We start from the raw sequence: 4,039 nt of genomic DNA, 5'->3' as shown, positions 1-4,039 counted from the left end.
TTACTTCGTCCCAAGAGGCGATGTTGTGGCTTAGACAACGTGCTCAATCACGTTATAGTATGGCTCAGATAGTAAAAGAGAAGCGACTGAATATGAAATCGATGGGAATTCGCGCATTACAAAAAGAAAAAACACGTCGTTCATTGATTGATGCAGCATTTAGCCAATTAAGTGCCGATCGGAGTTTTTCTAACTTAAGTTTACGAGAAGTGGCCCGCGAGGCCGGGATCGCGCCCACCTCATTCTATCGACATTTTAAAGATATGGATGAGTTGGGTTTAACCATGGTTGATGAAGGCGGTTTACTGCTGCGCCAATTGATGCGCCAAGCACGGCAGCGCATTGTCAAAGAGGGCAGTGTGATTCGCACGTCGGTTGAAACCTTCATGGAATTTATTGAAAGTAGTCCCAATGTGTTTCGCCTATTACTGCGAGAACGTTCGGGTACTTCTTGCGAGTTTCGTGCCGCGGTAGTGCGAGAAATACAGCACTTTTCCGCAGAGCTCACCGAGTATTTGATGACGACAGGCATGGGCCGTGACGAGGCATTAACTCAGGCCGAAGCTTCCGTTATTTTAGTGTTCAGCTCCGGTGCTGAAGCTTTAGATTTAGATCGACGTGAGCGAGATGAGCTTGCTGAACGTTTGATCATGCAGTTGCGAATGCTAGCCAAAGGGGCATTTTGGTATCGCAAAGAACGTGAACGTAATCGGCTCAAAGGGGGGATAGAGTAATGTCGAATGAAAACAACACAACCCATCGTGATTCGGAAAGAAAAACACTTGTGCTAGCGCTCATCGCAGGTATGTGCGGCGATGCTTTGTTGTCTTGGGTAACCGTTAGCCAAGTTCCGTTCTCCATTTTCCCACTGATTGCATTAGTGCTTTCTGTGCAGGCGTTGTATCAAGAATATTTGCGCCATCCGGTGGCGGAAGATCTTCCATTGGTAGCGCTTGCCTGTTTCTTTGTCGGTGCTTTTGGTCATTCGGCATTTATCAAAGCACAATATCCAGATTCTGGTTCTAACTTTTTCACCATTCTTGTGCTGCTAGTATTGCTGCTCTGGGTTGGGAGGAAATTGGGTTTTCTTGGCCGTTATCGCGCCGACTAAGTTCACAGAACAAGTATGATTCAAAACTAAAAAAACGAGCCGAAAGCGGCTAATGCCAGTCAGTTAAGCTGACTGGCATTCTTTTTATTAGGGTACTTCTTCGCTTTAGGCTTTATAGCTCTTGGGTACATTCTATCTTCCCGCTTAACAGGAAGAACATGGTGGGGAGCTTCTTCAAGCAACTGATTTATTCGTTTCGGTATCGTCCCAGCCGACTCGAGCCAGAAGCTGTGGATTAAGTGGATAATGGCATTGGCGCTTGTCGTGAAGCTCAGCTGATTCGGATGTAACCCCGGTATTTGTTTTGCCATATTTATCATCTGATAACGGATGATATTGTAGCTCAGTAGTAGCCCCCACAGCTCTTGACGTACTATCTCAGGTTTTTTACTGCGTAAGGTAAATTGGTTCTTAAGTAGCGATGATTTCATTTCTCTGTAACCCACCTCAATTTCCCATCGATGGCTGTATAGGTCAGCGATTTCTGCGCTAGGGTAGCGCAAAGCATCGGTCATCGACGTGAGGATATTGACCTCTTTTCTCTTAATCGTTTTGGTTAGGAGCCTAACCATCACTGACTCTGGTAAATCCGAGAACTTCTTTCTGGCTTGAGGGTTAGACTGCAAGCGGATTATTTTGTCATTTCTACCGAGCTTGCTGATGGTCGTATATTACGTGCCTTTCTTCATTGGCATTAACCAATGGCGAGCAACGCCTGTCGACGCCCAGCGATTGAGTAGACCTAGTGAGAAAAAGCCTCTATCAAACAGGGTTAAGCTGTTATCTGGCGTCGTTTCGATGAGTTGTTCTGCCAATGCCATTTCATTGGTTTTGTAGCTATCGAATGCACTTGCAATGAGCATATGACTTGTTACCTCCATCTGGTACACCATACGGACTTGAGGGAAAGCTCCTTCGCCGTTTTGGTTCGAGGGAGCTTTAAAAGTGTCTCTATTTTCATCGCTATCAGGTGTTCGCCATACCACCCCATCGACAGCAAGAAGCTTTAAGCCTGCCCAAGTAGGATGTTGAGTCTCTTCATTCCACAACTTCTGACTTTGAACAAAAACCTCTTTCACTGCTTGCTCGCCTAGTCTCTGTCTCGCCTGAACGATGGCGCTAGGAGCGACAAGTGCTCGTTTTTCAGGCAGCACCAATTGAGCTTTTGAAACGATACTCCACAGAGGTTCTTGTCGATAAAGAGACATAGCAATGACAGACCAAACCGCCATATCAAGAGGGATTCTACGCTTTCGAACCGTTGCAACCCCTGAAGTTTCAAGACACTGATTAATAAAGTCTGGACACAGAATGTCACTGAGTTGTCCTAGTTGCTCTGTATTTGGAGCATAGCCATTGGCGAGTGAGAGGGCTGTCGTTAATTGCAAAAGAAAAAGCTCTAAGTGGGAATACTTAGAGCCTTTATAAGCTATCTGCTGGGTCGTTCAACCGATCATTTTTGGCTTAACTGATCGGCATTACGCTATAGCTCCTAATTATCAGGGCAAAGGGTATGTTTTTGAAGCTGCATATGCAGTTTTGGAACAAACTTTCCGCGTAGGTAAACATTCGAAAATTTATGGAGTAGCATTGAAAGAAAATTTACCTTCTTTAGCAATAATCAAAAAGTTAGGTATGACTCCAGAACCAACAGATAGCCTTTACGGTAACGTCGATAATCTAGAAACGTATGCTTTAGAAAAATTCATACAAACGGTTCAAGAGGGACTACCAACGCTTGGCTGTTTTGGTTCAAATTGGTTTTCGTGGTTAAGGCGGTTATTTTTAGTTTAGCGGAATGCGTTGTTAGCTCGTAAGCGCATCATAAACCCCACATTCTAATCATCCTCAGTCCGCCATAAGATCAAATCTCCAACCTCAAGGAGATTTGAAATGGCAAAACGGCGCACCAACAAAGAATGGCAAACCCTGTTTGAAAAATACCAATCCAGTCATCTATCCCAGCGTCTTCTGTGAGCGTAACGAGCTAAGTTTGTCTACCTTTTATGCCAAACGCCAGCAGTTACAAACAACGGAGTCAGCCAATATCAGTGGTTTTGTTAAAGCAGAAGTTATCGAAAAAACGACTCGCTACCAGATGGCTCAAGCATCCGTAGCCAATATGACCTTATCGATAAATAACGTTGAACTTAGCGTACCGCAAGGCACTCCCGTCCGTTACTTAGCCGAACTAATCGGGGCACTGTCATGAAGAGAATGCTCAGTGTACCCAATATTTACCTATTGATAAGAGCGTGTCGACTTTCGAAAGTCTATCAATGGCCTGGCGGCGATTATCGAGTCCGAAACCGATTTGCCGCTCGGCACGGGTGCGCTATTCCTGTTTACCAATAAACAACGCGACAAAGTACAAAGTGTTGTACTGGGATAAAACGGGCTTTGCCCTGTGGTACAAACGGCTCGAAAAAGCCAAATTCAAATGGCCCACTCAAGAGAAAAAACAGGTCTACACCCTGACTCAATTTGACTTAGATAGACTGTTATCTGGCTTCACAATAATCGGCCATAAACCGATAAAAATAGAGAACTTTACAATGAGTTAACTTCGGTAAAAGTCAGTTATACCAAGCCTTGGTGTGGTGTTTTTAGTATAATCAATGCCATGAAAAAGATGCCCGATATTAACCCAGAAAGCCAAGACATCGCCGAGCTTCAAGCTATGGTGAAAGCGTTGATGTCGGAGAGAAATGCGCTGCAAAAGAAGGAAGCGCAATGGCAACAAGATTGCCAATCCTTAATCGAACAGTTCAAACTCGCCCTTGACCGCCAGTTCGCCACACGCTCGGAAGCGTTAAAGCCTTATGATGAAGCGCAAGGTGACCTCTTCAATGAAACGGAATGTGAAGCGGCGAAAGTTATCGTCAGGAAACCTTGTTCACCCAATCAGGTATCGAGTTATCGAGAACC

Annotated in this window: 4 protein-coding genes and 4 pseudogenes; 7 read left to right on the top strand and 1 reads right to left on the bottom strand. The window is 44.9% G+C overall.

Going from position 1 to position 4,039, the window contains the following annotated elements; all coding sequences use genetic code 11:
* The first annotated feature begins 92 nt into the window (after window positions 1-92).
* Window positions 93-734, top strand: coding sequence for an HTH-type transcriptional repressor FabR (gene fabR, locus VOR_RS0113295; RefSeq protein WP_017048583.1), 642 nt, complete (start codon window positions 93-95; stop codon window positions 732-734).
* On the top strand, window positions 734-1,111 hold the full coding sequence (locus tag VOR_RS0113290; protein ID WP_010320185.1) for a YijD family membrane protein: 378 nt from the start codon (window positions 734-736) through the stop codon (window positions 1,109-1,111). Before fabR ends, VOR_RS0113290 begins: the two co-directional genes overlap by 1 nt.
* Before the next feature lie 59 nt (window positions 1,112-1,170).
* Here VOR_RS0113290 and VOR_RS17945 read toward each other — a convergent pair.
* Window positions 1,171-2,499: pseudogene (locus tag VOR_RS17945) on the bottom strand (IS4 family transposase).
* A gap of 43 nt (window positions 2,500-2,542) precedes the next feature.
* Here VOR_RS17945 and VOR_RS17270 point away from each other — a divergent pair.
* From VOR_RS17270 to VOR_RS17255, 5 genes and pseudogenes are all read left to right on the top strand, one after another.
* The gene (locus VOR_RS17270) at window positions 2,543-2,905 is read left to right on the top strand and encodes a GNAT family N-acetyltransferase (protein WP_350303902.1); all 363 of its coding nucleotides are present in this window, start codon (window positions 2,543-2,545) and stop codon (window positions 2,903-2,905) included.
* A gap of 99 nt (window positions 2,906-3,004) precedes the next feature.
* Window positions 3,005-3,323: pseudogene (gene tnpA, locus VOR_RS17940) on the top strand (IS66 family insertion sequence element accessory protein TnpA).
* Between the two features lie 54 nt (window positions 3,324-3,377).
* A pseudogene (tnpB, locus tag VOR_RS19220) lies at window positions 3,378-3,503 on the top strand (IS66 family insertion sequence element accessory protein TnpB); the annotation flags it as partial.
* Entirely contained in the window at window positions 3,463-3,675 is a 213-nt protein-coding gene (gene tnpB / locus VOR_RS19215) for an IS66 family insertion sequence element accessory protein TnpB (protein ID WP_350303901.1), read from the top strand. The pseudogene tnpB (VOR_RS19220) and the gene tnpB (VOR_RS19215), both read left to right, overlap by 41 nt.
* A gap of 59 nt (window positions 3,676-3,734) precedes the next feature.
* A pseudogene (locus VOR_RS17255) lies at window positions 3,735-4,039 on the top strand (IS66 family transposase); the annotation flags it as partial.

The organism is Vibrio ordalii ATCC 33509, from assembly GCA_000257205.1.
Lineage (GTDB): Bacteria > Pseudomonadota > Gammaproteobacteria > Enterobacterales > Vibrionaceae > Vibrio > Vibrio ordalii.
Note: the sequence above shows the minus strand (reverse complement) of the source record. Positions and strands in the feature narration are given on the sequence as shown.